General features: G+C 72.0%; 5 protein-coding genes and 1 riboswitch. Of the genes, 2 read left to right on the forward strand and 3 right to left on the reverse strand.

The window, feature by feature from the left end:
- Window positions 1-81: 81 nt before the first annotated feature.
- The 3 genes from OTB19_RS41455 to OTB19_RS41465 are packed head-to-tail and all read right to left on the reverse strand — an operon-like array spanning window position 82 to window position 2923.
- On the reverse strand, window positions 82-891 hold the full coding sequence (locus tag OTB19_RS41455; protein ID WP_267804037.1) for an ABC transporter ATP-binding protein: 810 nt from the start codon (window positions 889-891) through the stop codon (window positions 82-84).
- On the reverse strand, window positions 888-1925 hold the full coding sequence (locus OTB19_RS41460; protein WP_267804038.1) for a FecCD family ABC transporter permease: 1038 nt from the start codon (window positions 1923-1925) through the stop codon (window positions 888-890). The genes OTB19_RS41455 and OTB19_RS41460 overlap by 4 nt, the downstream gene beginning before the upstream one ends.
- A complete protein-coding gene (locus tag OTB19_RS41465; protein WP_267804039.1) occupies window positions 1922-2923 on the reverse strand; it encodes an ABC transporter substrate-binding protein in 1002 nt (333 codons plus the stop codon). Before OTB19_RS41465 ends, OTB19_RS41460 begins: the two co-directional genes overlap by 4 nt.
- Window positions 2924-2957: 34 nt before the next feature.
- Window positions 2958-3096: riboswitch (cobalamin riboswitch) on the reverse strand.
- Window positions 3097-3162: 66 nt separating this feature from the next.
- Between OTB19_RS41465 and OTB19_RS41470 the strand changes: the two genes are divergently transcribed.
- Together OTB19_RS41470 and OTB19_RS41475 are read left to right on the forward strand one after the other, a co-directional pair.
- Entirely contained in the window at window positions 3163-3591 is a 429-nt protein-coding gene (locus tag OTB19_RS41470) for a hypothetical protein (protein ID WP_267804040.1), read from the forward strand.
- Window positions 3592-3934: 343 nt separating this feature from the next.
- Window positions 3935-4720 (forward strand): tRNA(His) guanylyltransferase Thg1 family protein, encoded by a 786-nt coding sequence (locus OTB19_RS41475; RefSeq protein ID WP_267804041.1) that lies wholly within the window; start codon window positions 3935-3937, stop codon window positions 4718-4720.
- The last annotated feature ends 464 nt before the right edge of the window (window positions 4721-5184 follow it).

The raw sequence follows: 5184 nt of genomic DNA on the forward strand, positions 1-5184 counted from the left end.
CCACGCCCCTCGCCCCTCGACCGGCATCCCGCGACCGGCAGGCAACAGCCCCCGACCGGCAGTGCCGGTCGTCGGCGACCGTCAGCCGACCGTCCGTCGTGCCTCCGGCGGCAGGTACTGGATGCTCGGGCCGCCCGTCGTCGGGTGCGGGCTGACCCTGGTCCGCACCCCGTACACCTGCGCCAGCAGCTCCTCGGTGAGCACCTCGCCGGGGGTACCCGAGGCGACCACCCGGCCGGCCGCCAGCACGTACAGCCGGTCGCAGAAGGACGCCGCCAGGTTGAGGTCGTGCAGGACGAGCAGGCCGGTCGCCGGCAGGGCGCGGACCAGGGTCAGGATCTCCAACTGGTAGCGGATGTCCAGATGGTTGGTCGGTTCGTCGAGGGCCAGCAGGCCGGGGTCCTGGACGAGCGCGCGGGCCACCAGGGCGCGTTGGCGTTCGCCGCCGGAGAGTTCGTCGAACCGGCGTGCGGCGAAGCCGGCCGCTCCGACGGTCTCCAGGGCCTCGGTGACGCGTCGGGCGTCGTCGGGGCGGTCCTGCTCCCAGAACCGCTTGTGGGGGCTACGGCCCATGGCGACGACCTCGCGGACCGTCAACCCGAACGTTCCGGAAGCGTCCTGTGGCACCACCGCCACCCGTCGGGCCCGGTCCTTGACGCCCAGGGACGCCGCGTCGGTACCGTCCAGCAGCACCCGGCCGGAGGTGGGCCGCAGGGTGCCGTACACGCAGCGCAGCAGCGTGGTCTTGCCGCTGCCGTTGGGGCCGACCACGCCGACGGTCTCGCCGGGTCGGGCGGTGAGGTCGACTCCGTGCAGCAGGGTACGGCCGTCGACCTCGTAGCCCACGTCCTCGATGGCGAGTTCGGCCGGGTGTCCTGCCGGCGGGTTCATCCGGCCACCCCCTCGGTCCGGGTGGACCTGCGGAGCATCCACAGGAAGAACGGCCCGCCGACCAGCGCGGTGACCACGCCGACCGGTATCTCCTCGGGCGCCGCCGCGGTCCGCGCGACCAGGTCCGCCAGGGTCAGGAACACGGCGCCGCCCAGCGCGGCCACCGGCAGCAGCGCCCGGTGTCCGGCGCCCACCGCCATGCGGGCGGCGTGCGGCACCATCAGGCCGACGAAACCGATGGCGCCGCTGTAGGCGACCAGCACACCGATGACGAGCGAGGCGAGGACGAAGACCGCCGCCCGGAACCGCGCGGTGTCGAGTCCGAGGGTGTGGGCGCCCTCCTCCCCCGCGAGCAGCAGGTCCAGGGGGCGTGCGAGGGCGACCAGCAGGCCGGTACCGAGGAGCAGTGCGATCGAGGGCAGGGCCAGTTCGTCCCAGCGGGCACCGCCGAGGCCGCCGAGGGTCCAGAAGAGGACGGTACGGATCTGCTCGGGGTGCGCGGCCAGCACCAGGACCAGGCTGGTGAGGGCGGACAGGACGTATTGGACGGCGACCCCGGCCAGGATCAGCCGGCCGGTGGTCATGGTGCCGCCGCGCCGGGCCATCGCGTAGACGGCGACGAGCGCGCCCATGGATCCCGCGAACGCGGCGACCGGCACAGCCGCCCCGCCCGCGAAGTCGAGGGCTCCGGCGCCCAGGACGATGACCAGTACGGCTCCCGCCGACGCGCCGGAGGAGGCGCCGAGGAGGAAGGGGTCGGCGAGTTGGTTGCGTACGAGGGCCTGCAACACGGTTCCGGCCACGGCGAGCCCGGCGCCGACGACCGCGCCGAGCAGGAGGCGGGGCATCCGTACGTCCCACACGATGGCGCCGGCCGCGCCGGCGCCGGGTCCGGGCTCGGGTCCGGCGAGAAGGACGTCGATCACCTGGCCGGGGGCCATGCGTACCGCGCCCAGCGCGAGGCCCGCGACGGCGGAGGCGACCAGGGCTGCGGCGAGCAGGACGAGGACGACCGGGGTGCGGTGCCGGCTCACGCGGCGTCGGGGTGCAGTTGGCGCCCCAGGGACTCGGTGGCGTCGGCGACGCGCACGCCGAGGACGGCCGTGGACAGCGGGAGCACCACGAACCGCTTGTTCTTGATCGCGGGAATCTGCGCGAGAGCCGGATCGTTCAACAGACGCTGCTTCTTGGCCTCGACCGTGGTGCCCGCGTAGTCGTAGATCAGGATGACGTCGGGCTTGCGTTCGATGACCTTCTCCCAGGACACGTCGCCGAAGGTGTCGTCGAGGTCGGCGAACACGTTCGTCCCGCCGGCGAGGGAGATGATCTCGTTGCCGATGCCGGCGCCCCCCGAGGTCGAGGCGGAGGCCTCGCCCGAGTCGTAGGCGAAGACGGTCGGCCTGGGCTTGTCCTTGACCCGTGCGGTGACGGCGGCGATCCGGCGCTGCTGGTCCTCGATGAGCGCGGCACCGCGCTCCGGCACGCCGAAGGTGCGTGCCACTTCGGTGATCTCGGTCCTGAGCTGCTCCAGTCTCACCGGACCGGTGCCGCAGTACTCCACGCTGAGCCGTGAGGTGATGCCGGACGCGGCCAGCCCCCCGCGGTCACGTCCCTGCGCCTTGTCGAAGGCGCTGGAATAGCCGCCGTACACGAAGTCGGGGTTGGCGTTGAGGAGCACCTCCTTGGAGGGGTACTCCTTGGCCAGCACCTTGATCTTGTCGTAGGCGGGTCGGTAGGCGGGCAGGATCGCGTCGTCCAGGTAGGCGGTGCCGACGAGCTTCTCCTCCAGCCCCAACGCCAGCATGATCTCGGTGACGTGCTGGTTCATGGTGACCGCGCGACGGGGCGGAGCCTGGTAGGTGGTGCTGACACCGCAGTTGGTGACGGTGTACGGGAACCCGGGCGCCTTGCCGTCGGCCGCGGTGGCGCCCGCGTCCAACCCGTTCCCGCCCGGCGAACCCCCGCAGGCGGCCAGGGGCGCCAACAGCGCGAGGGGTATGAGGGAGCGCAGAACGGTGCGCGAGCGCGACATGGCGAAGCCTCTCCGGGGGATCCGCGTCCCCGGTCGAAGTGAAGAGGCGGTGCGTCAGTGTCTGACTCCCGGAACCCGCGGACGGGTTCCGGTCACAGTGGCGGGACCGCACCGGATTCGCACCGGTTTCCTGTCCTGCACCGCCTGGGAGAACCCTGCCCAGTCTGCCAGACACCCGGCGGCGGGCCGGACCTCGGCAACCCCGCGCCCGGTGTCCTCGCAGGGGCTACCCTCCCCAGATGGAGCGCGCGGAAATCATGAAGCGAGTCATCGGGATCCTCACGGAGTCCCAGGAAATCCGCAGGTCTCACGAGGCCGGCCTCGAAGCCGGTCCCGCCTCGGAGCCGGGTGTCGTCACGCTGCTGTTGAGCGAGATGATGCCGCACTTCAGCGTGCCGGCCGACGCGACTCCCCTCCAGGTGGGCCGCATCGTCGGGGAGACGCTGGCTCCCGCCGTGCACACGATCGTCGGAGCCTTCGCCGCAGCGTTCAACTCGCTGGCGGCCGTCCACGACTCCGGTCGGACGGACGTCTCGTCGATGGACGTCCTGCGCGAACTGGCGCTGCGCGTCGAGGCGGGGGCCTATGACCACGGCCTCGACGACGATGCCGACGATGCCGACGATCCCGACGACGGTCTCGGCGAGGGCGGCCCCGACCACGTCTAGGCCCGGTATCGGCCCATCCGGAATTCCCTTTGTCATATGCCTACCCGCACCCGTGTACCCGGGCATACGGTGTGCTCCCGGACCATCCCGGGCGCGCGTCCCTCCCGCTCTCCCCACGGGAGGGCCGCCGCGCGCCCGCGCGTACAAGGGCCCGGCCCCCCGCTGCGTTGGCGCACCGGTCCGGTACCGGGCGACGGCGGTGACGGCCGCGCGATCAGGGGGCGTCGACTCCTCGGGTCGCCCGGCTCGTCGTCCGTGGCGCCGGATCGGCCGGCGTGTTCCGCGCCCGTGATTCCGGGCATCCGTGCGTGCCAGACTGGGGCAACACGGACGAAGGGACGACATGGCGGACGGCACGGCATTGGGCGAGCGGATGAAGCGGTACGAGGCGGTGCACCGTGCGGTCCTGCCTCGCCGCACCTACACCTTGCTCCGGGTCGACGGCCGCGCGTTCCACACCTACATACGGGGAGCGAACCGCCCGTACGACGAGGCCTTCATGGCCGACATGGACGCGGTCGCCGAGGCGCTGTGCGCGGAGATCGCCGGGGCCCGGTTCTCGTACACGCAGTCCGACGAGGTCAGCGTCCTGTACACCGACTTCGGCGGTGCGGGTACCGAGCCGTGGTTCGGCGGTGTGGTGGCGAAGCAGTTGTCCGTCGCGGCGTCGCTGGCGACGGCGGTCCTCAACGAGCGCCGCCCGGGCCGACGGGCCCTGTTCGACGCCCGCGTGTTCACCCTCTCCGATCCCGTCGAGGTCGCCAACTACTTCCGGTGGCGGCAGCGGGACGCCGTGCGCAACAGCATCGGCATGGCGGCGCAGACCCACTTCCCCCACGAGCGGCTGCACGGCGTGTCGTCCGGCGGCATGCGGGAGTTGCTGCGGTCGGAGGCGGGGGTGAACTGGAACGACTACCCCGACGGCTGCAAGTGGGGACGGATCGCGGTGCGCAGGAGCGGTGAACGGGAGGTGGCGTACGTGGACCCGCGGACCGGCGTGGAGCACACGACCCTGGCGGTCCGCTCCTGGTGGGAAACCTTGCCGGCTCCGCGCTTCACCGCCGATGTCGGCGACTGGCCGGCCGGCACGATCCCTGCGTTGCCGAGTTTCAGCGACCGTCCCGCCTGAGCGTTGCCCCCGACCGTCCTGCCGATGCCCTCGGTCGTTGTCCGCGGTCGGTCGTTGCCCGCGGTCGGTCGTTGTCCGCGGTGAGGCGTTGCCGGCGGTGGGTCGTTGTCAGTGGTCGGCTCTAGGCTGACCTGACACATTCGAGCGATTGACCGCGGGCTGCGGTGCTACTCGGATGCCGCCCGTCGGACCCCTCGGGGACAGCGACCGACGGGCGGACCCATGTCCGCCCGACCTCAGGGAAGCGCCTGCCTCCGCGGCCGTGCCCGGGGACGTCGTGAGCCCCGCCGGAGTTCCGGCGGGGCTCACGAGTTCCTCCCGGCACGCGAGGGTCATTCCCCTCCGTGCGGACGTGCAGGGGCGGCAGGACTTGAACCTGCAGCCTACGGTTTTGGAGTCTTCAGCAGGCCCGTACTGCCTGATTCCGCCTCATGTCGTTCCGTGCCGCATCCTTCCGTTGAGTG

Origin of the sequence: Streptomyces sp. H27-H5, assembly GCF_026627505.1 — a bacterium.
GTDB lineage: Bacteria > Actinomycetota > Actinomycetes > Streptomycetales > Streptomycetaceae > Streptomyces.

Coding starts and splice junctions, on each gene's coding strand:
- OTB19_RS41470 (WP_267804040.1), top strand. CDS start 3,163: ATGGAGCGCGCGGAAATCATGAAGCGAGTCATCGGGATCCTCACGGAG.
- OTB19_RS41475 (WP_267804041.1), top strand. CDS start 3,935: ATGGCGGACGGCACGGCATTGGGCGAGCGGATGAAGCGGTACGAGGCG.
- OTB19_RS41455 (WP_267804037.1), bottom strand. CDS start 891: ATGAACCCGCCGGCAGGACACCCGGCCGAACTCGCCATCGAGGACGTG.
- OTB19_RS41465 (WP_267804039.1), bottom strand. CDS start 2,923: ATGTCGCGCTCGCGCACCGTTCTGCGCTCCCTCATACCCCTCGCGCTG.